The organism is Mucilaginibacter sp. (assembly GCF_028288185.1).
Lineage (GTDB): Bacteria > Bacteroidota > Bacteroidia > Sphingobacteriales > Sphingobacteriaceae > Mucilaginibacter.
The window spans coordinates 193,739-218,082 of sequence record NZ_JAQBOF010000027.1 but is presented as its reverse complement, the minus strand read 5'-3'; the positions used below and the strand labels follow the sequence as shown (position 1 = coordinate 218,082).

24 protein-coding genes are annotated in these 24,344 nt (G+C 38.7%); 12 read left to right on the top strand and 12 right to left on the bottom strand.

The window, feature by feature from the left end; translation table 11 throughout:
* The first annotated feature begins 54 nt into the window (after positions 1 to 54).
* From rnr to JWQ34_RS11250, 6 genes are all read left to right on the top strand, one after another.
* Positions 55 to 2,193, top strand: coding sequence for a ribonuclease R (gene rnr, locus JWQ34_RS11275; RefSeq protein WP_299357363.1), 2,139 nt, complete (start codon positions 55 to 57; stop codon positions 2,191 to 2,193).
* Between the two features lie 19 nt (positions 2,194 to 2,212).
* Positions 2,213 to 3,187, top strand: coding sequence for a polyprenyl synthetase family protein (locus tag JWQ34_RS11270; protein WP_299357362.1), 975 nt, complete (start codon positions 2,213 to 2,215; stop codon positions 3,185 to 3,187).
* Between the two features lie 182 nt (positions 3,188 to 3,369).
* Positions 3,370 to 3,663 carry an energy transducer TonB gene (locus tag JWQ34_RS11265; RefSeq protein WP_299357361.1) on the top strand — a complete coding sequence of 98 codons (294 nt, stop codon included), beginning with the start codon at positions 3,370 to 3,372 and terminating at the stop codon, positions 3,661 to 3,663.
* A gap of 79 nt (positions 3,664 to 3,742) precedes the next feature.
* Entirely contained in the window at positions 3,743 to 5,287 is a 1,545-nt protein-coding gene (locus JWQ34_RS11260; protein WP_299357360.1) for a twin-arginine translocation signal domain-containing protein, read from the top strand.
* Between the two features lie 15 nt (positions 5,288 to 5,302).
* Positions 5,303 to 7,615 carry a GH92 family glycosyl hydrolase gene (locus tag JWQ34_RS11255; protein WP_299357359.1) on the top strand — a complete coding sequence of 771 codons (2,313 nt, stop codon included), beginning with the start codon at positions 5,303 to 5,305 and terminating at the stop codon, positions 7,613 to 7,615.
* Entirely contained in the window at positions 7,615 to 8,064 is a 450-nt protein-coding gene (locus JWQ34_RS11250) for an energy transducer TonB (RefSeq protein ID WP_299357358.1), read from the top strand. The genes JWQ34_RS11255 and JWQ34_RS11250 overlap by 1 nt, the downstream gene beginning before the upstream one ends.
* Positions 8,065 to 8,117: 53 nt before the next feature.
* On the opposite strand, the gene rpmA is transcribed toward JWQ34_RS11250, so the two are convergent.
* The 5 genes from rpmA to JWQ34_RS11225 all read right to left on the bottom strand — a co-directional run bounded on the left by rpmA (position 8,118) and on the right by JWQ34_RS11225 (position 11,643).
* The gene (rpmA, locus tag JWQ34_RS11245) at positions 8,118 to 8,567 is read right to left on the bottom strand and encodes a 50S ribosomal protein L27 (protein WP_299357357.1); all 450 of its coding nucleotides are present in this window, start codon (positions 8,565 to 8,567) and stop codon (positions 8,118 to 8,120) included.
* Positions 8,568 to 8,617: 50 nt separating this feature from the next.
* Entirely contained in the window at positions 8,618 to 8,926 is a 309-nt protein-coding gene (rplU, locus tag JWQ34_RS11240) for a 50S ribosomal protein L21 (protein WP_299357356.1), read from the bottom strand.
* A 73-nt stretch (positions 8,927 to 8,999) separates the two neighbouring features.
* On the bottom strand, positions 9,000 to 9,683 hold the full coding sequence (locus tag JWQ34_RS11235; protein ID WP_299357355.1) for a tetratricopeptide repeat protein: 684 nt from the start codon (positions 9,681 to 9,683) through the stop codon (positions 9,000 to 9,002).
* Between the two features lies 1 nt (position 9,684).
* Complete coding sequence (locus JWQ34_RS11230) at positions 9,685 to 10,107, bottom strand: hypothetical protein (RefSeq protein WP_299357354.1); 423 nt, start codon at positions 10,105 to 10,107, stop codon at positions 9,685 to 9,687.
* 135 nt (positions 10,108 to 10,242) lie between these two features.
* Positions 10,243 to 11,643 carry a dicarboxylate/amino acid:cation symporter gene (locus JWQ34_RS11225; protein WP_299357353.1) on the bottom strand — a complete coding sequence of 467 codons (1,401 nt, stop codon included), beginning with the start codon at positions 11,641 to 11,643 and terminating at the stop codon, positions 10,243 to 10,245.
* A gap of 66 nt (positions 11,644 to 11,709) precedes the next feature.
* Between JWQ34_RS11225 and JWQ34_RS11220 the strand changes: the two genes are divergently transcribed.
* From JWQ34_RS11220 to JWQ34_RS11210, 3 genes are read left to right on the top strand one after another with little or no spacing between them, the layout of a single operon-like run.
* Positions 11,710 to 12,237, top strand: a complete 528-nt coding sequence (locus JWQ34_RS11220) for a hypothetical protein (RefSeq protein ID WP_299357352.1) — start codon at positions 11,710 to 11,712, stop codon at positions 12,235 to 12,237.
* Between the two features lie 48 nt (positions 12,238 to 12,285).
* Positions 12,286 to 12,783 carry an RNA polymerase sigma factor gene (locus JWQ34_RS11215; RefSeq protein WP_299357351.1) on the top strand — a complete coding sequence of 166 codons (498 nt, stop codon included), beginning with the start codon at positions 12,286 to 12,288 and terminating at the stop codon, positions 12,781 to 12,783.
* On the top strand, positions 12,770 to 13,360 hold the full coding sequence (locus tag JWQ34_RS11210; RefSeq protein WP_299357350.1) for a hypothetical protein: 591 nt from the start codon (positions 12,770 to 12,772) through the stop codon (positions 13,358 to 13,360). The genes JWQ34_RS11215 and JWQ34_RS11210 overlap by 14 nt, the downstream gene beginning before the upstream one ends.
* Before the next feature lie 45 nt (positions 13,361 to 13,405).
* On the opposite strand, the gene JWQ34_RS11205 is transcribed toward JWQ34_RS11210, so the two are convergent.
* Positions 13,406 to 14,119, bottom strand: a complete 714-nt coding sequence (locus tag JWQ34_RS11205; RefSeq protein WP_299357349.1) for a hypothetical protein — start codon at positions 14,117 to 14,119, stop codon at positions 13,406 to 13,408.
* Between the two features lie 51 nt (positions 14,120 to 14,170).
* On the opposite strand from JWQ34_RS11205, the gene JWQ34_RS11200 reads away from it, so the two are divergent.
* Entirely contained in the window at positions 14,171 to 15,304 is a 1,134-nt protein-coding gene (locus JWQ34_RS11200; RefSeq protein ID WP_299357347.1) for a metallophosphoesterase, read from the top strand.
* Between the two features lie 53 nt (positions 15,305 to 15,357).
* Positions 15,358 to 15,702, top strand: coding sequence for a hypothetical protein (locus JWQ34_RS11195; protein ID WP_299357346.1), 345 nt, complete (start codon positions 15,358 to 15,360; stop codon positions 15,700 to 15,702).
* Between the two features lie 7 nt (positions 15,703 to 15,709).
* On the opposite strand, the gene JWQ34_RS11190 is transcribed toward JWQ34_RS11195, so the two are convergent.
* The 3 genes from JWQ34_RS11190 to JWQ34_RS11180 all read right to left on the bottom strand — a co-directional run bounded on the left by JWQ34_RS11190 (position 15,710) and on the right by JWQ34_RS11180 (position 18,554).
* Complete coding sequence (locus JWQ34_RS11190) at positions 15,710 to 16,399, bottom strand: hypothetical protein (RefSeq protein WP_299357345.1); 690 nt, start codon at positions 16,397 to 16,399, stop codon at positions 15,710 to 15,712.
* Between the two features lie 73 nt (positions 16,400 to 16,472).
* Complete coding sequence (locus JWQ34_RS11185; protein ID WP_299357344.1) at positions 16,473 to 16,658, bottom strand: hypothetical protein; 186 nt, start codon at positions 16,656 to 16,658, stop codon at positions 16,473 to 16,475.
* Between the two features lie 108 nt (positions 16,659 to 16,766).
* The gene (locus JWQ34_RS11180; protein WP_299357343.1) at positions 16,767 to 18,554 is read right to left on the bottom strand and encodes a tetratricopeptide repeat protein; all 1,788 of its coding nucleotides are present in this window, start codon (positions 18,552 to 18,554) and stop codon (positions 16,767 to 16,769) included.
* A gap of 174 nt (positions 18,555 to 18,728) precedes the next feature.
* Here JWQ34_RS11180 and JWQ34_RS11175 point away from each other — a divergent pair, with 174 nt between their 5' ends.
* Complete coding sequence (locus tag JWQ34_RS11175; protein WP_299357341.1) at positions 18,729 to 20,027, top strand: DEAD/DEAH box helicase; 1,299 nt, start codon at positions 18,729 to 18,731, stop codon at positions 20,025 to 20,027.
* A gap of 11 nt (positions 20,028 to 20,038) precedes the next feature.
* Here the strand turns inward: JWQ34_RS11175 and JWQ34_RS11170 are convergent, their stop codons facing one another.
* From JWQ34_RS11170 to JWQ34_RS11160, 3 genes are all read right to left on the bottom strand, one after another.
* Positions 20,039 to 20,650: a hypothetical protein gene (locus JWQ34_RS11170; protein WP_299357340.1), complete on the bottom strand. Its 612-nt coding sequence runs from the start codon at positions 20,648 to 20,650 to the stop codon at positions 20,039 to 20,041.
* Positions 20,651 to 20,655: 5 nt separating this feature from the next.
* A complete protein-coding gene (locus JWQ34_RS11165) occupies positions 20,656 to 23,352 on the bottom strand; it encodes a glycoside hydrolase family 78 protein (protein ID WP_299357339.1) in 2,697 nt (898 codons plus the stop codon).
* Between the two features lie 84 nt (positions 23,353 to 23,436).
* Entirely contained in the window at positions 23,437 to 24,291 is an 855-nt protein-coding gene (locus tag JWQ34_RS11160; protein ID WP_299357338.1) for a flagellar motor protein MotB, read from the bottom strand.
* Positions 24,292 to 24,344 lie beyond the last annotated feature (53 nt).

Below are 24,344 nucleotides of genomic sequence, written 5' to 3'. Positions count from 1 at the left end.
AAACTTATAATTTCATACTTATTCCCGTATCTTCGTATAAATACATATCTATACATGTCTAACAAAAAGAAACATAGTTCAACAATAAACCAAGTACTAACCCAAATGGTGCTTGATATTTTTGAGCAAAATGGCAATACACCACTAAACTATAAACAGGTATCGGCAAAACTAAATATCCGTGACCCTGATGCAAAATATACCATACTTGATATTTTAAAAGAAGAAGCTTTTAAACAAACGTTAAAAGAAGTTACACCAGGTAAATTCCAGTTAATTGAACTTAAAACATTTGTTGAGGGCAAGGTTGACCTGACCAATGACGGCTCGGCTTTTATTGTTACCGATGATCCTGACGAAACCGACATTTTTGTAGCACCACGTAAATTACGCAATGCCTTAAACGGGGACCGGGTTAAAGTTTACGTTTATGCTATAAGCAAAGGCAAGCGCCAGGAAGGTGAAGTGATAGAAATATTGCAGCGCGCCAAAATGGAGTTCACCGGTATTGTAAAACTATCAGATCGGTATGCGTTTTTCATTCCTGACGACCGCAAGATGATGCATGATATTTTCATCCCGATGAGTGAACTTAACGGGGCAAAAAACGGTATTAAAGCAGTCGCGGAAATTACCGATTGGCCGGCACAAGCTAAAAATCCGGTTGGTAGGATCAAACACATACTAGGTACGCAAGGCGAAAACGATACTGAAATGAACGCCATACTTGCTGAGTATGGTTTCCCGCTATCCTTTCCTAAAGAAGTTGAACATGATGCCGAAACCATTACAGCAGATATCACACCGCAAGAAATTGCTAAACGCCGCGATTTTAGGGATGTGACCACTTTCACCATCGACCCATTTGATGCGAAGGATTTTGATGATGCCATATCTTATAAAATATTAGAGAATGGTAATTATGAGATCGGCGTACACATTGCCGATGTATCGCATTATATCATTCCTGATTCGGCTTTAGATAAGGAAGCGTTTGATCGTGGTACTTCAGTTTATTTGGTTGACAGGGTGATACCGATGTTGCCAGAGCGGTTGTCAAATGGATTATGTTCTCTACGCCCTAACGAGGATAAACTTTGCTTTGCGGCTGTATTTGAACTGGATGAAAAAGCAAATATAATTAACGAATGGTTTGGTAAAACGGTCATCAACTCCAACAGGCGTTTTACTTACGAGGAAGCCCAGGAAGTTATAGAAACCAAACAAGGCGATTTTAACAGCGAAATATTAAAGCTGAATGAGCTGGCTTATATACTACGCGACCGAAAATTTAAAAACGGCGCCATCAGCTTTGAAACTACCGAGGTTAAATTTATCCTGGATGATAAAGGCAAACCAACCGGCGTTTATGTAAAAGAGCGTAAGGACGCGCATAAACTGATTGAAGATTATATGCTTTTGGCTAACCGAAAAGTTGCTGAATTTGTAAGCAACAAAGGTAAAGGCAAACAAAAGTATACGTTTGTATATCGTGCGCACGATTCGCCAAAACCTGATGCATTGGCCAGTTTCGCTAATTTTGCGGCAAGGTTTGGTTATAAGATCAATACCAAGTCTGATAAAGAAACTGCCAAATCCTTAAATTATTTAATGGAGGATGTGGAAGGTAAAAAAGAGCAGAATGTATTAACGCATCTGGCTATCCGCTCCATGGCCAAAGCTATTTATACTACCAAAACCAGTAGTCATTACGGTTTGGCGTTTGATCATTATACACACTTCACCTCGCCTATCCGTAGATACCCGGATGTAATGGTGCATCGTCTGTTAGAGCATTATCTAAATGGCGGTCAGTCTGTTAATGCAGATCATTACGAGAAAATGTGCCAGCATGCTTCGGCAATGGAGAAAAAAGCTGCGGATGCAGAACGCTCATCAGTTAAATACAAACAAGCAGAATTCTTGAAAGATCAGGTCGGCACTGTTTACAGCGGCGTTATATCGGGTGTTACAGAATGGGGCATGTATGTAGAGATTATTGAAAATAAATGCGAGGGTATGATTCGCCTGCGTGATATATCTGATGATTTTTATACTTTAGACGAGAAAAATTATGCCATCATCGGCCAGCGTAAAAAGAAGATTTATCAGTTGGGTGATGAAGTATTGATCCGCGTAAAAAACGTTGATCTGGCTAAAAAACAAATTGATTTTTCGTTAGTACAAGGTTAATATCCTTGTAAATATATCTATGAAAGAACTAAAAGATCTGCAGTTATTAATTGACAATGCTGTTACCAGGCTCAATTACCCGGTTTACCCTGCCGAATTATATGAGCCTATAAATTACATACTAAGCATGGGTGGCAAACGCATGCGCCCTGCCCTGCTTTTAATGGCCTGCGACCTATTTGGCGGCGATGTGGAGAAAGCGCTCCCTCCTGCCCTGGCTATTGAGGTGTTTCATAATTTCACCTTGATGCACGATGACATAATGGACAACGCACCATTACGCCGTGGCAGGGTGACCGTACACGAGCGCTGGAACCAAAACGCAGCCATACTATCGGGCGATGTAATGCTGATAGAAGGCTATAAGTTAATGATGCAGGTTGAGGACCGCTTGCTGCGTGTAATACTTGACATATTTAATAAAACCGCTATAGGCGTTTGCGAGGGTCAGCAGCTGGATATGGATTTCGAGGTACGTAATGATGTAAAAATAGACGAGTATATTTACATGATACGCCTTAAAACCGCTGTAGTATTAGGCGGGGCATTAAAAATAGGTTCCATTTTAGGCGGGGCCGATATGAAAGATGCTGAGTTAATTTCAGAATTTGGTGAGAACCTTGGTCTGGCTTTTCAATTACAGGATGATATACTGGATGTGTATGGCTCGCCAGAGAAATTTGGCAAGCAAGTGGGTGGCGATATTATCTCCAACAAAAAAACACACCTGCTAATAAAAGCGTTGGAGCTGGCTGATGCCAATCAAACTATCGAGCTAAACAGTTGGATAACCCTAAAGCAATTTGTTCCCCAGGAAAAAGTAACCGCAGTTACCTCTATATATAATACCCTACAGGTTAGGCAATATGCCGAAACAACCATGCATACCTATGCAGATAAAGCCTTTGAAGCATTAGAAAAAATAAATCTCCCCGAAGAAAATAAACAATATCTGCGCGATTTTGCAGATGGATTAATGGTGAGGGAATATTAATAATATGGAATAGATTTGTGTCATTGCAAGAAACGAAGCAATGACATTATAATGTATATTTGAGTATGAAGAATGTTTTACTTATTCTGATTGCTTTCGTATTTGCTCTTAAAACAAAAGCGCAGACCCTTCAAATCACAAATTTCGTCAGTCAGGATTCACTAACAAGCAATATTGACGTAATGCCCGAGTTTAAAGGCGGCATGGATAAATTCTACGCCCGTTTAAATCGTATCCCCTACACCTTTTTAGATAGAATGAGCGAATGCCAGGGCCGGGTAATAGTAATGCTTATAGTTGAAAAAGATGGTAGTATAAGTAACCTGAAAGTTCTACACGGCTTTTCTGCCGAACAAGACGAACAAGTATTAAAGGTTTTTAAAAGATTAAATAAATGGACACCGGGTTTGAAAGATGGCAAACCTGTTAGGGTGCTTTGCTCGGTACCTATCAATTTCAATATTAAAGACTCTTAGTATCAGCTTTTTTACGGGTTGCCGGTTGTATTATGCTAAAAAGATTTATCATATTTATCTATCCAATAAAACCAACTTTATGAAACCCCTAAAAATATCACCCGTTGCTTTGGCTGGCGGTAAAAATACCCGGCGTACTTTTATTAAAAATAGCGCTACGTTAGCTGCAGTAGCCGCGGCAACTCCACTTATAAATATGTCGTCTTTATTGGCTGCTGATAAACCGGCTAAGGATATGATCAACGGCTTGCAGGTTGGTATGGCATCATTTGCCGATGAAGGCGTTGATACGGTTCTTGATGTTTTGCAAAAACGCGGTGCTATTAACACCATCTTTTTAAACACTTTTACTTATGGCGATGGTTTATCAGGCAGGCAGGTTGGCGGACAGCCGTTTCCTGATCACGGCCCGCAGGAAGCTGATAAAAATTATCATGGCGGCAACTATGCTATCCCTCATGCCAAATATTATACTAATACAATATTAAAAAACACCCGCTCGCCAGAATATGCCAACCGTGACCTGGTAGCCGAGGTTTTAAAAGGCGCTAAAAAACGTGGCATGAAGGTTTTTGCTACTATTGAAGACCAATGGCGCGATGATGTACTCGGCATTAACGAATGTCGCGAAGTAGATCTGATGGGCCGTAAAACAAAAACCACCTGCTTATTTAATCCTAACGTTCGCGCGTTTTGGACGGCTTTGGCTACCGATACCTGTGCCAGCTATGATTTTGACGGGCTAGTTTTCTTTAACGAACGCAGCGGCCCTTTATTGAATGCGCTTGGTGCAAGTCATTTGGTAGGGACAATCGATCCTTCAAAGTCAACCTGCTTTTGCCAATACCATCAACAGGAAGCTAAAAAATATAATATTAATTTTGAGCGTGCTAAAGAAGGTTATCATAAACTGGATGCGTTTGCAAAAGCAGCGTTAAACAATCAGCGCCCCAGTGATGGTTATTATGTAGAATTTCAGCGGATCATGCTCGAATATCCGGAGATCGTCGCCTGGGATCAATTATTTGACCGCGGCAAGCATGAGATAGTTGACAATGTTTATGCGGCTATAAAAGCATTAGGTAAAAAACAGTTGGTTGGCTTGCATATTGAGCATGTAAATTCATTTAACCCTTTCTTCCGTGCTACACGTGATTATGAGAACCTGGCCAGCAGGGTAGATTTTTTAAAAGTGGTGGCTTATAACAATTGTGGCGGCGAACGCTATCAACACTTTATTAGAAACATAGGCTCGACCATATTTAAGGATATACCGCACGAAGAATTAATGCGCTTTAACAGTAGATTATTAGGTTATAGCGAAAATGAGGCATCCTATGATAATCTGCCAATGGCTGGGTTATCACCTGACTATGTATATCGTGAAACGCAACGCGCCATTGCCGGTGTAAAGGGTAAATGTGCCATACTGCCCGGCATTGATATTGGCATACCAACAGGTAAAAACAGCCGCAAGCAAAGCGCTGATGATGTTTACAAAGCAACATTGGCCGCTTATAAAGCAGGTGCGAACGGTGTTATTATATCGCGTAAATACTCTGAAATGAAATTAGAACTAGTTGACGCCGCAGGCCGCGCGATCCGCGAGGCCATGAAAGGCTAATACATAAAAACGTATATGAACGAAGAACAAAAAGACGGTATATCGCGCCGTAAGTTTATGCAGGCCGGTGGTATGATAGCTGCGACAGCGATTGTCCCGGCAGGGTTAAATACTGCTACGAATAAACCCATTGAAGGATTGCCACCTGTTGAAGAAGATTACCTTCAATACATAGACCCTACAATAGGCAATATAGCCCCGCTGTTAAACACAAACCGCCCGGTGGTACATTTGCCTAACCAAATGGTTAGAACGCACCCACGGAGACAAGATTATCTGGATGACCAGGTTAGTGGTTTCCCTTTACTGTCATTAAATGTCATTACGCCACAAGTTATCTTCTCCGTAAGGCCGGCAAAAGGATCATTAATAGATGCCGACTGGAACGAACGCCTAACCTATGACCATGATATGGAAATTACCCGCCCATGGTATTTTGCAACTACTTTGATTGATAAAGACATAAGAGTTGAACATACGGTAGGAAAAAGAGGCGGCATGTATCGTTTTAAATTTCCAAAAGGTGTTAAAAAACACGTACTGCTTACCCATTGCTATGACAATGGTTTATATAATATTGCTGCTGATAACTCGATTACTGGCACCGAATTTGTAATTGACAGCATCCACGCACAAAGAGGCAAGGCCTATATGTATGGTACTTTCTCGGGGAAACCGGTAAGCGCGAAATTAATAGGTGATAAAGACTGGGGCAAGTATACCGTACAAGGTGCTTTAGCTACTCCTAAAATGATGAACGGCGAAAAAGTAGCCATGACTTATGATGAAAGCGACCCGGATGCCGTTGAATTTAGATTTGCGGTTTCGTTTATAAGCGAAGAGCAAGCAAAAAAAAACTATGAAGAAGAGTTTGCACATATAACTTTCGACCAATTGGCTGCACAAGGTAAAGCCATTTGGAAAAAAGCTATCGGCCAGATAAAAGTTGAAGGTGGAACCGTATCACAAAAACGCACGTTCTATACCGCGTTATACCGCAGTTATGTCCGCATGATAAATATCACCGAGGGCGGTAAATATTATAGCGGCTATGATCAAAAGGTGCATGATGATAAACGCAACATGTATACCGATGATTATACCTGGGGCGATTATATAGCGCAGCACCCGTTACGTTGCATATTGAACCCTGCACAAGAAGGTGATATGCTGCAATCGTACGTAAATATGTATGAGCAAAGCGGCTGGATGCCCGAATATCCAAAGGTATTTGGCGACAGGCCGGGTATGTTCGGGTTTTATTCGGCGGTGATGTTCTTAGATGCTTACAGAAAAGGCATTAAAAACTTCGATACCAAAAAAGCGTTAGAAGGTATGCTAAAAAATGCTGAGCAGGCAACCATGCTGGCCTCGACCAACGGCCCTAAAGGTGCGTTAGAGGACTTTTATTATGCAAAGGGCTACTACCCTGCCCTGCATTTAGGCGAAGCCGAAAGTGACCCGGTTGCAAAAGCGCACCACAGCGCGCGGTCAGCAGTAGCCGTTACCTTGGCAGGAAGTTATAACGACTGGGCAGTAAGTGAATTGGCAAAAGAACTAGGCGATAACGCTGTACACCTAAAATTTGCGCCACGAGCCTATAATTATAAAAACCTATGGAGTAAGGACAAAATGTTGTTTATGCCTAAGGATGATAAAGGCGAGTGGGTGGACATTGACCCAAAAACACAGGGACAATCCTACTACAACGAAAATAACGGCTATACTTATAAGTGGGGTGTAACGCATGACATTGAGGGCCTAATTGAGCTGATGGGTGGTAAAGATGTATTTGAAAAAGAACTAGATCAATACTTTAGAGAAGGTTTAGGCAGTAGCCGTGCAATGTTCTATTCAAAATTCCCGGATATGACGGGGTTGATCGGACAGTTCTCAATGGGTAACCAATGTTCATTCCAGATACCGTTCCTGTTTAACTATACCAACAATCCGTGGAAAACACAGAAATGGACACGCTTTATACTGGATGTTTACTTTAAAGATACTGTATTGGGTGTTCCTGGTGATGAGGATGGCGGTTCTATGTCTTCAGTAGTGGTATTCGCGGCTATGGGATTTTTTCCTGTAAAACCGGGATCACCAATGTACACCATAACCAGCCCTTTATTTAGTAAAATAACTATTGATCTGCCAAATGGCAAAGCATTTACGCTGATAGCTGCCGGATGTTCGAAAACTAAAAAGTATATTCAATTTGCTAAAATGAATGGTAGGAAATTGGATAAACTATGGTTCTCGCACCAGGACCTGGTTAATGGCGGCACGTTAGTTTTAGAAATGGGCGAAATGCCGGTGAAAAACATCTGATGAAAACCTCAATTTTAGTTTTAGGCATTTTTTTGTGTTCAGGAAAAGTAAATGCTCAAAAAAATGACACTACTGTATATCTTGGTTGTTCTACAGTACGAGAGCGTATAGATTTAAATGTAGGTAATGGAAAAAACAACCAAAAACCAACCTATAATTTAGTTTTTGATAAATGCCCAGAGTTTAAGGGTAGCAATAAGGCGTTGACGAGGTATTTTCGCATCCTGACTGGTAAACCTCACGTTAAAACTTCTACTATTTATGTATCATTTATAGTAGAAAAAGATGGACATCTGAGTAACGGAAAGATTATACGCAGTGCTTCAACTTATTTTAACCAGTTAGCACTCAAACTGATTAAGTCATCTCCTATATGGCAACCAGGAATACTTAAAGGAAAACCAGTTAGGATTGGATTTACACTCCCTGTAAGAATTACAAATTCTTAAAACAGAAACCCTCAAAGTAATTACTTTGAGGGTTTTCAATATCTTCCAACTAATTATTCAGCAGCCGGAGCTTCTTCAGTGTCTGCGGCTTTCTTTTTAGGAGCTGCTGCTTTTTTTGCTTTTGGAGCTGCTGCTTCAGCCGGGGCTGCTGCAACTTCTGCTACAACCACTGGTGCTGCTTCAACAACCGGTTTAGCTGCTGCTTTTGCTTTAGGTGCTGGTGCAGCATCTTCTGCTACAGGTGCAGTTGCAAAAGGAATAACTGATACGTATGAACGGTTATCGGCTTTCTTTTTGAAAACTACTTCGCCTGCTTTTAAAGCAAATAAAGTATGATCTCTGCCTATACCTACGTTAAGACCAGGATTATGTTTTGTACCACGTTGACGAACGATGATATTACCTGCAATTGCCGGTTGACCACCAAATATCTTGATACCTAAACGTTTGCTATGTGACTCGCGGCCGTTTCTTGAACTACCGGCCCCTTTTTTGTGTGCCATTTCTTATATTTTTATGACCTGTTTTTCAACGGATCGTTTTAAAAATCTGATTATAAAGTTATACCGGTGATCTGGATCTTGGTAAATTGCTGACGGTGACCGTTTTTCTTTTTGTAACCTTTTCTTCTTTTCTTTTTGAAGATAATTACTTTATCACCTTTTAAATGAGACAGGATCGTAGCAGATACCTTAGCGCTTTTCAAATCAGTTCCTAATTTGAATTTACCTTCGTTTTCTCCTAACAACACATTGTCAAATTCAATATTAGCGCCCTCGTCTCCTTGTAATCTGTGTACAAAGATCTGCTGGTCTTTAGCAACTTTAAATTGCTGTCCTGCTATACTTACTATTGCGTACATGGTTTGTTAATTAATGTTTTAAAATTCGAGGTGCAAATATAGAATATATATTTTATATAAACAACGTATTGATTTACTTATTACATTGTTTTTTTAGGGCTTCACCATAACCCGGAGAAATAGATTTACCGCCAAGTTTCATACATTCATTGTAATACTTTAATGCATTTATACAATCTTGCTTGTAAAAATAAGCTACAGAAAGCTTGAATAATGTATTTTGGTTAAGCGGGTCAATCTTATAAGATTGAATAAAGAGAGAGATACTTTTATTTAAATAACTAACATCATGTTTATTTACAAAATAACCTGTGTAAATAGTTGCCTTGTCAGTAAGAATATTCGAACTATTAGGATTGAGTACAAGCCCTTTATCCAACTGTTTTAAAGCTTCTTCGTAATCTTGAAATGTAAAATATACGGCAGCAAATCCCCAATAAGCATTTTCATTTTTCGGATCAAGTAGCCATGCTTGATTAAACCGCTTCATTGAAACTTCCAACTCTCCACGATAAAGATATTGAAAGCCCAATTTCACCATTTCATCCGAGGCTTTTCTGCCAGTGCCGAGCTCCCTTAATTCATCGTCAATAAATTTCTGATCATATTCCTGATAGCCCTTATCCTTTCTTACATTACCATATTCAGGGAGTAAATTTATTTCTGTTTTTGCTTTTTCTTTCCATTCGCCATAACTCATTTGTTGAGCGACAGAAGGCATCGATAACAACAATAATAAATATAGCAAATATCTCATTTTATTTTTTCTGATTAGCCTCTTCTGTCTCTATTACCTGTGTAATCTCTTTTATTAAATTTTGGTTAGCATCTACTAATCTTGGGTCGCCATCAAAATTAGCATCAAACACTACTCTTTTATTTTTGCGTTTATATTTAAACTCGATAATATAACGTAAAGGTTTGGCCCCATTTCTTAAACTATCACCGATTTCATTTGCAGGAAAATCCCAAAAACCCAGATCAGCAGCTTTGCGATGCAGATACAACAGATCTTTTTGATTAAGATGCACATGCTTTTTAACTAACGAATCACGATTGTTTAAATACTGATAATCGCCGGTTTTTGAATCGTATTTATTTATCAAACTATCACGATTACCATATTGAATGTTCATCGAATCAAACTCAGTAAATTTATAAGGCGCGTTCTTTAACATCATCCCATAATAATATATACAGTAAAACAAAAACGGCAGGATTATACTAGCAGCAAGAAATATTTTTTTAGAGTTTGAAAGTTTGAAACCTATATAAGCCATGTGGATTAATGAGTGATTTTTTGAATGAGTAAATTATTATAAATCTTCGACAGGGATAGGGTTTCCATCAGAAAGTTCTCCCTCCCATTTGCTTACTACCGCAGTTGCCATGGCATTACCTAAAACGTTGGTTGCAGAACGGCCCATATCTAATAATGGATCAATACCGATCAACAGCGCTAACCCGGCTTCAGGGATACCAAACATGGCAATAGTGCCGGCAATAACTACTAATGATGCACGCGGCACACCCGCAATACCTTTACTGGTTAGCATTAACGTTAACAGCATGGTAACTTGTTGCACAAAGGTTAAATGAATACCGTAAGATTGTGCCAGGAACAAAGATGCAAATGTCATATACATCATAGAGCCATCCAGGTTAAACGAATAACCAAGCGGCAATACAAAGCTCACAATTTTATTACTACAGCCAAAACGCTCCATTTCAATTAAAACGCGTGGATATGCCGCTTCGCTGGTTGATGTACCGAAGGCAACCAACATGGCATCTTTTATATTATTTACCAATTTAAATGCACGGCCTTTCAGCACAAAAAATCCTGCTAAAATTATGGCCGCCCAAAGTATGATCAGGGAGAAATAAAACTCGCCGATGAATATGGCGTAGGTTGACAATATGCTTAGCCCCTGCTTGGCAACTATAGCTGTAATGGCACCAAACACCGCCAATGGTGCAAGTTTCATAACATAACCGGTTATCTTTAAAATAACGTGGGCAATGGCATCAAATGCTTTTACAACAATATCTCCCTTCTCGCCTATGGAAGCTGTTGCTACACCAAAAAATAAAGCAAATACAACTATCTGCAATATTTCATTGTTAGACATAGACTCGAAAAAGCTCTTTGGGAATACGTGACTAATGAAGTCTTTAAGCGAAAGCGCGGATTTTTGTATATCGGTACCTAAATGACTATCGGGCAGCATCAGGTGCATTTCCTGACCGGGCTGAAACAGGTTAACCAATATCATACCTAATAACAATGATACCAGCGTGGCGCTTAAAAACCAGAGTAAGGTCTTCCCACCTATTCGGCCTACGGCCTTTATATCACCTACTTTGGCTACACCCACAACTAAGGTTGTAAACACCAACGGTGCTACTATCATCTTTATCAGCCGTAAAAATATATCGCTTAAAATGGTGAAATACTGCACCTTACCCTCTCGTATACCATCATTTACTTTACGTATTTTGGATTCGGTAACACGTTGTGTCTTTAGGTTTTTATAAACTACAGATGTAGTGTCTTTTATTAAAACCAACTTATTATCAATAATTTTGATCGTGGTTTCGGCGGCATTAATTTTGTTATTGTAATCTTTAATTACAGCAACATTGTAAATGTAACCAACAACTACACCCAGGATGAGGGCGATGAAAATGTAGAGGGTGAGTTTGTTTTTCTTCATTTATAAATATAACGATGCGAAGCTACAACTATTTACTATTTTGCTAAAAATATAAATTTATTAAACATGAGCACAGCCAACTATGGCTTACAGGATATAAAAAAAGAGTTACAGCACTTATCAAGCTTGCAAATAGCCGAGCTATGCCTACGCCTGGCCCGTCATAAAAAAGAGAATAAAGAACTACTTGCCTATTTGTTATTTGAAGCTGATAACGAAGCTGCTTTTATAGAAAAAGTAAAAGCCGAAATCGGCTTTATGTTTAGCCAGTTGCCTATACGAAGTTATGATGCAGCCAAGTACCTGCGGAAAATTTTAAGGCTGATTGGCAAATACACCAAATTTATGGCTTCAAAAGAAGCTGAAATTGATCTGCTCTTAAACTTTTGTACTGATTATATTCAATATGCCGACAGACGTACATCCTACAAACCCTTACGTTTAATATTAGTTAGGCAGGTAGAGAAAATACGCACCGCAATAGGCAAACTACATGAGGATCTTCAATTTGATTTTATCAACGATTATAACTTAGTGTTGGACGATGCCGAAAAAAAACTAAACTGGTTCGATAAGAATAATTACTTGTTGTAACAATCAGCTTATCTTTGCATCTAACTTATAAAAAACAGACCTATAACTGTGGCCGAAAAGGATATTATCTTTAAGCAAATATTTGAAGCCAATTCAAAAAAGATATTCCATTTATGCTATGGCTATACGGGGGATGATGATGCTGCGAACGACCTATTACAAGAAACATTTTTAAAAGTTTGGCAAAACCTGGATAAGTTTAGAAACCAGGCAATGATATCAACCTGGATATATCGTATCGCGGTAAATACCTGCCTTACATATCTACGGTCAGAAAAACGACAAGCTAAAGATGAACTTACGCCACAGATAGCCGAAACCAAAATGGAAGAGGTATCAAACAAAAACGAGCAGGTGGCACTGTTATATAAATGTATATCAAAACTGGAAGAATCAGAAAGGATTATAATTACTATGGTGTTGGATGAAATGCCGTACCCGGAAATAGCCGAAATATCAGGCATATCCGAAGGCAATTTAAGGGTTAAGATTTTCCGTATAAAACAGAAATTGACAGAATTATATAATCAATATGAAAGACTTTGATCATTTAATGTCGGTTTGGCAGGAACAGCCAAAGAAGGATCAGCTTTCAGTAGATGATGTGCTGAAACAGGTAAAGAAAGGAATGGGTAGCCTGGGCCGAAAACTGCTATGGAATATTATCAGCATGGGTATTTCATTCTCGGTGTTGTTTTTTGTGATGCTGTTCTTTGTTTTTAATTCGTGGATCACTTACCTGGGTATTGTCATCATCATGGTTACCATGGTATTATATGTAATGATGATGGTAAGAGATTATCGCATCATCAGCAAGCGGGATGTAACCATTAATCCGGCTGAATATTTACAGGATCTTAAAGAGTATCAAAAAAATCGGGCTAAAGTTTATGGCGGTTTATACTATTTGTATGTAATATTAATAAGCAGCGGGTTATTATTATACTTTTTCGAGGTATTGCAAAGCGCATCGGCTACATTTAAAATAGTAGCCTATGGCATAACTACCGCCTGGTTGTTATTCTGTACGTTTTTCCTAAGGGGTAGATTTGTAAAAAGCGAGCAAGATAAACTTAACCTGATGATTGATCGCCTGATACGGTTACAAAACCAGTTTGACTAATTAAACAGCTAATCCTACAATCCCACTAATCTTAAAAATCTTAGTCTATTTAACCACCCCCGTAGCTGCCCAAAACAACATATAGGTTTTCGACAAATTCTTTATGTTTACTGCAGTAAGCACACGTTTTTCATCAAGATGGATATTCAAAGCATGAATGTTATGATGATCTGTTTCTGTTAAAGTACTTCTATTACTCCATTTAGCCAGGTCATGCACCACATAGCTAAAGTTAGGATCATTATCGGACACATCGTTTGCCCAATCGGGTACGGTGATATTCTTCACTTCTCTCCCATCATTGTAAACCAACTCATATTGCAATTTAGATTTTCCGTAAGCACTGGTTAAACAAACATAAAGGTCGCTATACTTATTTGCAGGCGCTTTAAGCGTAAATGAGCCGCCGGTGTCGGCCAGTAATCTGGTCTGGTATTTTGTACCATCATTATTAGCATAATGTAATAGCATAGCCGGGTGATGCTCATTAGCCGGGATCAATGAATTATCAGGTATAGCTTTCGGGTTAGTTTCTTTATTAAACAAAGCTGCGGCAATTGTTAGGTAACCGTTTTCGCGATCTACGCCTTTTGTCCACGGCACAAGTTTGCCATTGGTTAATGTGGTAACAGAGCGTGTGTTTAACAAGCTGCTAACGTCAATTTGTATTACTTTATCGGTTTGATAACCCAGACTAATAAATAAGGCACCAATTACATTTAGTATTAACAAATATTTATTGAAAATTTTACGATACATGTTATAAAGGTAGCGTATATTTATTAATGACTAATTCCAAATCAATACTGCATGAATAGGCTAAAAAGAAGAAAATTCATCCAATACCTATCTTTCATTGGGGCAGCTTTACCAATTAACGTATGGGCTAAAAAATTAACAAATACTCCTGCAAAGGCATTTAATTTCATGTTATTGGGCGATTTGCACTTTGATAAGCTGATGCATCATGATATGGATTATCTGAAAGAAAAATACCCTAACGATATACAACAAATTGAAAACTACTCGCGCATAACCAGGGATAATTTGTCAAGTTTAATGCGTGTATCAAAAGAATGCGCTATAGAAATAAATGCCAAATTTTTCCTTCAAATTGGCGATTTTGTAGAGGGACTTTGCGGGTCAAAAGAATTAGCTGCAATCCAAACTAATGAGTTAATAAACTATGTAGACCAACAAGAATTTAACTTGCCATTTGTAGCTATAAAAGGAAATCATGATATTACAGGTATAGGCGCTAAAGAAGTGTACCAGGAAATTGTGCTGCCATGGCAAAGCAAACAATTACAGCAACCGGTAACTTCTGCTAATAATGTATATGTGCATAATAATGCCCGATTTATTTTATTTGATTGTTTTAATGAAAAAGATAGCTTGCCGTGGCTAAGAAATGTTATTAAGGAACATAAAAAAGATGAGCAATTATTTTTCTGTACACATATTCCATTAATTCCATACGATGCCCGTTCAAACTGGATCATCTACGTTCATCCCGGACAGGAACAGTATCGCGATGAAATATTAAACCTGTTAGCCCGACACAAAGCAATTGTTTTAAGCGGGCATTTACATAAAACAAGTATCGTGGCGAGGAACACACCATCGGGCAATGTTGTACAGGTAGGTATTGGGAGTGTTATTCCCTCGCTAAACGCACCTGTAAAGCATCATCTTACAGGTATTAGCGCATATACAACAGAATTAGTAAATCTGGAACCTGATTTTTCCCTACCAACTCTACAGGCCAGAAAAGACATACTTGAAAAAGAAAAGCCTTATATACGCCATTATGAATATGCTGATTTTTGCGGCTATGGCACCGTAAATATTAATGAGTACAATGAAGTAAATCTTTCAATTTTTGCCAATGCGGATAAAGCAGCGTGGGCACATATTAATCTCACTAAATTATTTAATGTTTAACAGCATTATTTCAAAGATAAATTAATGATAACTATGTAATAGCCCATTTAGATGTGCTGGAGCAACCTGGCAAAACTAACCTGGAAAATCCCGGATCATTAGAGCAACTAAAAGCATTTAAAGGCGAAAAAAGCGGCTTACCGTTTTGGGTGATATTAAATGCAAAAGGCAAATTATTGGGTGATAGCCAGATACGCCCTACAGGTGCAGCATTAGATACTCAGGGCGAAAGCATAGGCTGCCCTGCTGCTGAGAATGAAGTTGCTTACTTTGCTCAGCTTTTAAAAGCGACCTCAAAACTTAACGATGAGCAGTTGGCGGTGATAAGTAAACGCTTTGCACTAAACAAACCCGTACCTGTTGCAAAACCCGTAACAGCGGCGCCATCATCAAAATAAAGAAAGATTATAAACCTTGTTTTATACTTCTAAACGGCCTGTCGTAATCTGCACTGCTGTATAGAGTGAGTATACTATCTTTTAAAACCATATAATCGCCCTGTTGGCTTACCACCATTTTCTTGATGCCTTTGGAGGTAACTTCCATTGGTTGTATGGCCGATACTACTTTGCCAACGGTATCCAGTTCCAAAATATATAACTGGTTATCGGCGTGCTTGTCCTCGTAAATAATGCTGATAGTTTTAGTATTATCATCAATAAACTTACCTATAATATGTTTACCAGCCATATCCTTTGGGTCAAAGGCCAATAACTCTTTTGCTTTAGCAGCGGTAAAGCCTACAAATTCAAAGCTCAGCAGGTTATTGTCGTTATCTTTAACCGTATCGGCAGGGGCTATAGCGGCTTTATCATGATAGGCAGCTGTAGCATAGACAGTAATGCCGGCTTTGTTTTGATAGCTGTTACCGGGCAGTATGTAGTCTATTTGCAAATTGTTGTATTGCGAGCTGTCGCTTTTTAGGTAAGCGGCTATATCTACCATTTCCTGTTTACCTATACGGCTGTTAACTTGTACATTCAGCTTTGCGCCATCTTTGATCTTTACTGACTTTAATATTTGAAACGGTGTTTTTGGTTTCGAGTGGCAGGCGACAAGTGCTATGGCGATAAACAAATAGAATGATCTTTTCATATTTTATTGGGCTGGATAAATCCGGCCCAAATATATCCCATAAAAAATGCCCCGGCAAGTACCGGGGCGTTTTCTACAATCTAGCTTTTTTACGTTCGGGTTTATGCATACTGTCTTTGCTTGACGTTGCAAAAGATGGCTGCCCGCCCGAATTACTTATTCCTTTTTCTTTAAGCTTTTCGTTTTGATTAGTAAAGGCTCTGTCGGCAGTTGTGCTGCCCTGGCCGTTGTTGTTGTTTTTAAAATCCTGCGTTTTCATAATTTTATGATTTTGATTTTTAACATAACTGCAACAACTGTACCGTTATCATAAAAATTCACAGCCGTTCTTTTATTTAACGCAAATTACTGAGTCGATACCCGCCAGCTAAATTTTCAAGATTGCCTCTTCAATAGTGGTGTTATCATCCAGGTTCATTTTCTTCCTAAGGCGTTGTTTTGCCTTTTTAACACCTTCAATAGTTATCCCTAACATATTAGCCATTTCTTTATTATTAGACTGTAGCTTTATCAGTGTTAATAATCTTATATCGTTTTCTGAAAGATATAAGAACCTTTTCTTTAGGTTAAAGAAAAAATTAGGGTAAACTTTTAAAAATATCTTTTTAAACTCCATCCAGTTACCATCTGTCATAATATGCGCCTGCATTAACTCTTCCAGATGCTCAACAACCGCATTGTCGGCATTTTTACTTTTCAGATGTTCTATTTGTTGTTTAAAGCTTTCAATCAGTTTGTTGTTTTTCCTTAGATTCTCTGTGTAATTATCCAGTTTAAGCGCTGTATATTTCAATTCTTCATCTACCCGTAATTTTTCTGCCCGCAAAAGTTCTTTGTCTTTTTTTGTTTTTAATGCCTGCCTGCTGTATACTAATACAGTGATAATAAGCAATAAGAAAAGTATAATAAATACAGCGTTACGCTCATTGGCTTCAACTTTGGCCTTTGCTTTAAGTTTACTTTCTTCGGCTAAATGCTTACCTATAACGTATTGCATTTTCACCACGTCAACTGCGGCAATATTGTTCTGAATGGTCAGACTATCTTTTGCGGCTTCATATTTCTTTCTAAAAATCAGGGACTTAGCAGGCAGCCCCATTTTATCATAACATTGGGCTTTAAGGTCAAGCATATCTGCGCGTAAGTTTAAAGCCAACGTGGGGCTATTGTGTATTAAAAGTTCGGCAGTATCTAATTGCTTAAGCGCCAATTGAATTTTATTGTTAACAAGATTTATTTTTACTATCCTTAATAACGCAATAGTGGCGTTTATCTTTTCATTATATTTTAATGATTGGCTATAATCGGTCTGTATATATGGCAATGCCTTACCATAATCATTTTGCATAAAATAAACAGAACCTATATTGCCGTTAGCTATACCCATCCAAACAGTATCCTTGTTTTTCTGTGCCTGCTCCAATGTTTTATTAAAATATATTAACGCTTCCGGGTATTGATGATTATTACGATAAATTAAAGCTATGGTATTGGTGATGCTTATCCCATCACGTGGTGTAGTTAACTTATATTTAAGTGCTTCTTGCAACTGTGCTTTGGCATTAGCATAATCGTCTAAATGATAGTAAAAATCGGCCACCTGGCTATAGTAATAGCCCATGTTAGGCACTTTATCAAAGCCAACTTTTTTAAATTCTTCCTGCGATTTTAAGAAATACAAGCAAGCCGTAGTATTATGTTTAAAGTTATAATAAAACATGCCTGCATGATGGAGGTAAATAGCAGTTTCAAGCGTTAATCCATTATCCTTTGCAAAGTTTATAGCTTTTTGGTAGTACGCAATACTTAAATTATTAAACGCATTATTTACAGCGTAATAATCGGCCTTAAAATCAAACACAACACTTTCCAAGGGTTTATCATCAAGTTCCCGGGCCAATGCCGACAACTGATCGAGGTAGGTCATGGCACGCAGCTCAGTTATATGTCTGTAATTTCTTTTATATATCGATACCGCTGCCTCTATCCTATTTTCTTTTTTTAGATGATTAAGGATATCAAACGGCTGTAGAACTGTAGGAGTGGTATCATTTGCCGCAAGGGCTGCCTGCAAATGTGTACTATACAGCGATATAAACAAAAACACCAATACTTTAAAAATATACTTTTTAATAGCAATAGTTGCGGGTTTCATCAGGGGTGCTGTAATTAATAATTAAAAACTAAATTAATAATTAATATCAAATAGACCTGTATTTTTATAAAGCATTTTATACTTAACAATCGACCTAATTTGTTCTTTAATAGAAAATTCCTAATTCTGAGATTATAAAGGTAATTTCGCACTTTAATAATTTGAAAGTATATAATGGCAGGGTTTGATAAATTAAAGCTGAATAAACAACTAATAAGATCTGTGAACGAGCTTGGTTACGCAGCACCAAAAGAAGTACAACAAAAAACCCTGACAAGAATAATAGGCGGACAGGACATTATCACCATAGCGCCGGAAGGTTTTGGTAAAACTACTACTTATGTTTTAGCTACCCTAAACCGGTTTAATTATGCGCCCGAAGGTGTCCCTAAAGTTTTGATATTAGTCCCTGAGAAAGAAGATGTGCTGGCGGTATTAGAACATTTTGAGCGATTAAACAAAAACTCATCAATATCGATAGTTGGCCTATACATTACCCCGGGCACCGAAGCACAAATTGATGCATTGGCCGATGGTGCTGATATCGTGGTAGCTACTCCCGACCGTGCCCGAGCTATATATCTAAAGCTGGCCCTTAATTTAAATAAAACGGAACTATTGATTATCGATGATGCCGACCGCATGTTAAAAAAAGGACTGCAACTACCTATAACCGAGCTAGCTAACAGCATTGGCAGATGCCAACACCTGGTATTTACAGATGTAATGCATAGCAGGATTGAGAAAATGATAGCCCCGTTTATGAACCTGCCTGCTACTATCGAGATAGAAGCGTTAGAAGAATCACCGTTAGAAACACATCATCAATTATTATATAATGTACCCAATTTTGCTACAAAACTAAACCTGCTCAATTTGTTTATGTATGATGAGGAGGTATTTACTAAATCTATTGTATTTGTAAACAATAAAGCTACTGCCGAAAAAGTATTTCAAAGCCTTGATCGTCGTATGCATGAGGCTGTGGGTTATTTAAACTCGCCGTTTTTTGATGTAAAGGGCTTTAAATCTGTAGAAGAATTTAAGGCTGAAAATAATGCAAGGGTAATGCTTGTGGTAAGTGAAAATGAGGAAGTTATTGATCTATCAGGCATACCATTCCTTGTACATTTTGATTTGCCGCAGAGTAAAGAAACTTATATCAACAGGATTATTAATACCAATGGCGATGATGAAACATTGGCCCTTACTTTTGTTACCGATTTAGAGTTAAGCCTGGTTAAAAAGATAGAACAAACCACCGGAAAAAAAATGCAGGCCTCTGCCCTGCCCGATGAACTGGTGATAGTAAACGACTCTAAACCAAAAGCAGAATCGACTAAACAGTCTACAAAACCTACCGAACCTGAAGCGGGCGCGGCGTTCCACGAAAAGAAAGCATCCAACAATAAAAATTACAATTTTAGCTCGGGCCAAAAAGCTAAAATGAACATGAAGAAAAAGCACGGGTAAGTCTTAAAAGCTTAATCACTATAAAAAAACAAGAATAACTTTTTCTTACTCTTAGAAAAAGTTATTCCATAAGTACCTTCATAGCCATAATTATACATAAACCCTATGGATGACTTATCCTTTTTGATCTCTTCCCATTCAGGTTTATCCGCATTATCAGCGCTGGAATAGGCATTATCAAAGGTTTCTTTAGGATCTATTGCCGGCGATATGAATTTCCTGGTATCTAAAAAATCGGCCAGCCTTTTTTTAATGGTATCTTGCTTTTGTCTATTATTTAAAACATCGCCCATATCACCCAGCAGATCCTGTGCGTGATAAGTTTCTTTAAAAATACTTTTATGGGTATGATCAAATATCTGAAATACAACAACACCGCTAAGTATTGTTTTTCCATACAAGTTAATAGAGAAAATATCTTTGTAAGTACTATCCGAAAAATTGTGAGCTACTGAATAACCCATTATTTTTTTAATCGTGTCTGCAATAGTATCAGCTTTAGTTTTGTTACTAACTTCAACTTGTTTTTGAATAGCTGTATCAGTTTTACTTACAGATTGTTGACTTTGATTACATGCTGATGCCAGTACGACTAGTATTATGACGAGATATCTATACTTCATATTATTTACCTCACCAAAAACTCGTAACTCCCCGAAGCTATCTTCAACCCACTCGCCGCAACATCCTTCCCACCCAAAGTAGCTTTTTTACCTGTCGGGAATGTAACCGTAGCCGTAGAATTAGCCGGTACAGTTACCGAATACTTAATTGCATCACCTTCTCTTTTCCATGCCGAAACTATCTTACCATAAGGGCCGGTATGCTCGGCTTCAAAATGATCTAAGTCCGATACAAAATTGGGTTGCAGTAATATATTTTTAAAGCCCGGGTTTGCAGGGTCTATCTTTATACCACCGATACCTTTGTAGTACCAGGCGTTTATTTCGCCAAACATAATATGGTTTAATGATAGGTCGCTTTTTGCAAAAACGTCCCAGTTCTCATATAAAGTAGTCGCACCATTCTTTATCCACCAACCCCATGAAGGGAAAGTCTCCTGAGATGCGATAGAATAAGCCACATCAGCATAACCATTATCGCTTAACGCGCCTAAAATGGCTTTAGCGCCTAATATACCGGCATCAAGGTGATTGTTATCCTGTTTAACACGCTCGGCCAGGTTGGCTGCTACTTTAGCTTTCAGGTTTTCAGGTACTAATCCCCAATATAGCGGCATACTTAGTTCTGTTTGGTATCCTTTATCGTAAATACCCGTAGTTGTGTTTAAGTATTTTGTGTTAAGCGCGTTTTTTATCTTTAAAGCCAGTGCAGTATATTTCTTTTCATCATCGGCCCTGCCAAAAAGCTTTGCAGCTTTTGTCAGAATATTTACGTCTGTAAAATAATAGATAGACGACACAAACTCAACTGGCGATACCGATTTAACGGGCACCCAATCGCCCAGGCCCCAGGTTGTCATACCTGATGGATATAACTCATCAATGTGGTTAACGTAACGCCTGATTGCATCATAATTATCATTTAAAGTTTTACTATCGCCATAAAACTGGTATAGATTCCATGGTATAATAGCTACAGTGCTCGTCCAATCTGGGCCATTGCCCCACTCATATCCCCAACCGTCAGACGGAATAATAGATGACAATACGCCATTTGGCTGCTGTTCGTCCCTATGATCGGCCATCCATTTTTCATAAATAGTGATACCGTCAAAGCCGTACAAACCTGTTTCGCTGGCGATGTGGGCATCACCTGTCCAGCCATTTTTTTCGCGTTGCGGACAATCGGTTGGGTAGCCATAAAAATTTGATAAATAAGAGGTGTTACAAGCAAACCATATTTTGTTCAGCGTAGTGTTTGATGAGTTGATATTACCTATCGTAGCTACATCGCTGTGCATAAAATATGCGGTAAGGCTCTCTTTTTTTAATTTGATCGGCTTATCGCTTGTAACGTCAACATATTGAAAGCCTTTGTAATTAAACCTCGGCATAAAGGTTTCTTCACCTTTGCCACTTAGTATAAATATGTCTGTCTGGAAAGGATCTGATTTATCTGTCGGGCGATAATGCACATCTATGTTAGACATATCGCCATAGCCATTTTTACCCAGTTTCTCGGTATGTTTTAGGCGGATAACCGTACCGGCTTCGCCGCTTACAGTTATTTTGGTTACCCCTGCAATTGTTCTTCCTATATTAAATTGATAGGTAGTATCATCTAGCTTTTTTATATTAGCAGCCGGAATTGTTTCTATAGCGCGAATAGGCTGCATAGCCTGCGACACAATATTTGCCGATGGCGCAGGGCGAATGATTACCGTCCTCCAGGTCCGGGGTGTCTCGGTAAAGTTCGTGGTGTTCCAGCCCGGTTGTTCCAGGCGCGCATCATAATGCTCGGCAGTATATATACTGTTAAAAGTTATAGGGCTTGATGATGATTTCCATTTACGGTCTGATGTTAAAGTTTCAACCGTGCCATCCGTATAAGTAACCCGCACATCCAAACAAAAAGTTGGGCGGTTACGCCACGGGGCCTTGTGGAAATCCCATACTGCTGTACTTTGCATATTATACCAACCGTTACCTAATAACACACCTATGGCGTTTTTGCCGGTTTGTAGTTGGCTGGTTACATCATAAGTAACATATAGCGTTCTGCGATCAAAACGGGTGTACATAGGGTCAAGTCTGTGATTACCAATTTTTTGGCCGTTGATATAAAGTTCATATAAACCTGCTACCGCGATATATGCACGGGCTGATTTTACTTTCTTACCCAGATCAAATACATTTCTAAAATATGGGGCAGGTTTAACTTCCGGCCCGCGGTTATCGCTTATCCAGGTACCTTTCCAGTTGCTTTTTTCAACCAGGCCGGTCTCAAAGCTGACTATGGCTGATGTGGTAATTTTTCCGGTTTCATCCCAAATAGTAACCTGCCAATAATATTTAGTAAAAGGCTGTAAGGTTTTACCACTATAAACAACTCTACTATTTGCTGATAATACCTTAGCCGTTTTCCATGTAGCCGCTATGCCTTTGTTTAGCTCGACAGAGTCTGTACCCACTGATAATTGATAAGCAGTTTGCATTGCCCCATGACGGGTATCATTCATCACCCAAGTTAAACGTGGATGTACAGCGTCAATCCCTAATGGATTAACCAGGTATTCGCATTTCAGATCGTCTATCTTCTCGGCGGCATTTGCAGGAGTAAAGCTTAACAAAACACTTGCTGTTATAAACAGGAAGGCAATATTTTTCCTTACGGATAATTTAACGGGTAAAAAACAGCTCATTTACTTATTGGTTTGAGCGACTAATATATAAAAAAAGCCCTTGCATTGCTGCAAAGGCTTTGTGACAATAGAATAATCTATCGTTTATTTTTCAACCGGCTTACCTATCAGGTCCATAAACTGATCCAATTTTGGGGTGATGATAATTTGCGTACGCCTGTTTTTCGTTTTACCCGCATCGGTAGTATTATCGGCCACCGGATTATACTCGCCACGGCCACCGGCAGTTAAACGTTTAGGATCAACATTGTAGGTGTTTTGTAAAGCCTGCACAACCGATGATGCCCTTAATGTACTCAGATCCCAGTTGTTACGAATGTTAACCTGTTTAATAGGTACATTATCGGTATTACCTTCAATCAACACATCATAGTTTGAATAATCCATAATGATCTTAGCAATTTTACTCAACGTTGTTCCGGCCTTATCTGATATTTCATAGCTGCCAGATTTGTATAACATGTTATCAGATAGTGATATATAAACCACACCTTTTAACACCTGCACATCAACATCCTTCATTTCTGCCTGGCTTAATGAGCGGGTAAGATTATTAGTTAATACCATATTAAGCGAGTCGCTTTTACCTTTAGCGGCTATTAATTGCTTAATATATTTATCAGACGCATTTATCTGGTCGGCCAGCTTAGCAATGTTAACATTGCCTTGATTGTTGCCGGCTAAACATTTGGTTAAAGCATCCTGCAAAGCAGCACGGTTTGATTTTTCGGACGCTATTTGTTCCTCTAAACTTTTAACACGGGTTCTTGAGCCTTCCAGTTCGCGCTGAGTAAGATCGTAGCTTTGTTTTAACTCAGTTTGCTTAGTTTGTAAGGCGTTATAGTTTGTTTGCAGTTCAGCATACTTTTTATTGCTCACACAGCCCTGCATTATAGCAGCTGTTACAAGTACTAGGAGTAATAATATTTTAATTTTCATGACTGGTAGTTGTTAAATAAGTGATTATGATACATTCATAATCCTTATACACA

Excerpts from the sequence above, each read along its gene's own strand:
- rnr (WP_299357363.1), top strand. The coding sequence starts at position 55 with ATGTCTAACAAAAAGAAACATAGTTCAACAATAAACCAAGTACTAACC.
- JWQ34_RS11270 (WP_299357362.1), top strand. The coding sequence starts at position 2,213 with ATGAAAGAACTAAAAGATCTGCAGTTATTAATTGACAATGCTGTTACC.
- JWQ34_RS11265 (WP_299357361.1), top strand. The coding sequence starts at position 3,370 with ATGCCCGAGTTTAAAGGCGGCATGGATAAATTCTACGCCCGTTTAAAT.
- JWQ34_RS11260 (WP_299357360.1), top strand. The coding sequence starts at position 3,743 with ATGAAACCCCTAAAAATATCACCCGTTGCTTTGGCTGGCGGTAAAAAT.
- JWQ34_RS11255 (WP_299357359.1), top strand. The coding sequence starts at position 5,303 with ATGAACGAAGAACAAAAAGACGGTATATCGCGCCGTAAGTTTATGCAG.
- JWQ34_RS11250 (WP_299357358.1), top strand. The coding sequence starts at position 7,615 with ATGAAAACCTCAATTTTAGTTTTAGGCATTTTTTTGTGTTCAGGAAAA.
- rpmA (WP_299357357.1), bottom strand. The coding sequence starts at position 8,567 with ATGGCACACAAAAAAGGGGCCGGTAGTTCAAGAAACGGCCGCGAGTCA.
- rplU (WP_299357356.1), bottom strand. The coding sequence starts at position 8,926 with ATGTACGCAATAGTAAGTATAGCAGGACAGCAATTTAAAGTTGCTAAA.
- JWQ34_RS11235 (WP_299357355.1), bottom strand. The coding sequence starts at position 9,683 with ATGAGATATTTGCTATATTTATTATTGTTGTTATCGATGCCTTCTGTC.
- JWQ34_RS11230 (WP_299357354.1), bottom strand. The coding sequence starts at position 10,107 with ATGATGTTAAAGAACGCGCCTTATAAATTTACTGAGTTTGATTCGATG.
- JWQ34_RS11225 (WP_299357353.1), bottom strand. The coding sequence starts at position 11,643 with ATGAAGAAAAACAAACTCACCCTCTACATTTTCATCGCCCTCATCCTG.
- JWQ34_RS11220 (WP_299357352.1), top strand. The coding sequence starts at position 11,710 with ATGAGCACAGCCAACTATGGCTTACAGGATATAAAAAAAGAGTTACAG.
- JWQ34_RS11210 (WP_299357350.1), top strand. The coding sequence starts at position 12,770 with ATGAAAGACTTTGATCATTTAATGTCGGTTTGGCAGGAACAGCCAAAG.
- JWQ34_RS11205 (WP_299357349.1), bottom strand. The coding sequence starts at position 14,119 with ATGTATCGTAAAATTTTCAATAAATATTTGTTAATACTAAATGTAATT.
- JWQ34_RS11200 (WP_299357347.1), top strand. The coding sequence starts at position 14,171 with ATGAATAGGCTAAAAAGAAGAAAATTCATCCAATACCTATCTTTCATT.
- JWQ34_RS11190 (WP_299357345.1), bottom strand. The coding sequence starts at position 16,399 with ATGAAAAGATCATTCTATTTGTTTATCGCCATAGCACTTGTCGCCTGC.
- JWQ34_RS11185 (WP_299357344.1), bottom strand. The coding sequence starts at position 16,658 with ATGAAAACGCAGGATTTTAAAAACAACAACAACGGCCAGGGCAGCACA.
- JWQ34_RS11180 (WP_299357343.1), bottom strand. The coding sequence starts at position 18,554 with ATGAAACCCGCAACTATTGCTATTAAAAAGTATATTTTTAAAGTATTG.
- JWQ34_RS11175 (WP_299357341.1), top strand. The coding sequence starts at position 18,729 with ATGGCAGGGTTTGATAAATTAAAGCTGAATAAACAACTAATAAGATCT.
- JWQ34_RS11170 (WP_299357340.1), bottom strand. The coding sequence starts at position 20,650 with ATGAAGTATAGATATCTCGTCATAATACTAGTCGTACTGGCATCAGCA.
- JWQ34_RS11165 (WP_299357339.1), bottom strand. The coding sequence starts at position 23,352 with ATGAGCTGTTTTTTACCCGTTAAATTATCCGTAAGGAAAAATATTGCC.
- JWQ34_RS11160 (WP_299357338.1), bottom strand. The coding sequence starts at position 24,291 with ATGAAAATTAAAATATTATTACTCCTAGTACTTGTAACAGCTGCTATA.